This window comes from Vibrio sp. 1401 (assembly GCF_033340295.1).
This window is the reverse complement of sequence record NZ_JAWOWF010000451.1, coordinates 1-649: the sequence shown is the minus strand read 5'-3', so window position 1 is coordinate 649 and position 649 is coordinate 1. Positions and strand designations below refer to the sequence as shown.

General features: G+C 47.0%; 1 protein-coding gene. It reads left to right on the top strand.

The genetic code is table 11. The features are described 5' to 3' along the window. On the top strand, window positions 1-564 hold a 564-nt coding region (locus R7Z77_RS26180; protein ID WP_318137155.1), incomplete at its 5' end, for an MFS transporter. Window positions 565-649 lie beyond the last annotated feature (85 nt).

Here is a 649-nt window from a genome sequence, read left to right as displayed (position 1 = left end):
CTTTACCTACAAGAAGCAAAAGGTTACTCACTGATTGACGCTGGCTTCGCAATGTCTACATACCCTATCGCGGGTCTAGCAGGTGCAATCCTATCAGGCATCATCTCTGACAAGGTGTTCAACTCTAACCGCCATATCCCGACTCTACTTTACGGATTGGCGAACATCGGTGGCATGTGCTTGATGTTCTTCGGCCCAGATAACCGCATCGTTGACGCAGTAGCACTAGGTATGATCGGTTTCGCTATCGGTGGTCTGGTTGTGTTCCTTGCAGGTCTAACTGCTTGTGACTTGATGCCTAAGAACGCAGTTGGCGCAGTGAAAGGCTTCATCGGTCTGTTCTCTTACATCGCCGCTTCTGGTCAAGAGTTAGCGTCAGCTTCTCTAATCAAAATCACAGAGGTTGATGGCGTAACTAAATACGACTTCTCTCAAGCGCAATATTTCTGGCTGGCTGCTGGTGTGATTTCTCTACTTCTTGCTCTAACAGTTTGGAATGCGAAGAAAGTGGTTGATATCGACCCAGTTGAAGAAAAAGAGCTAGAAGCTCGCCCTAGTCACTAATCCTGACTAAAGCGGGAGGCAACTCCCGCTTACTTCCTCAATGTCTTAAGTTCTTTTGCAAAGAGTGCTTACGAGATTGATAGAA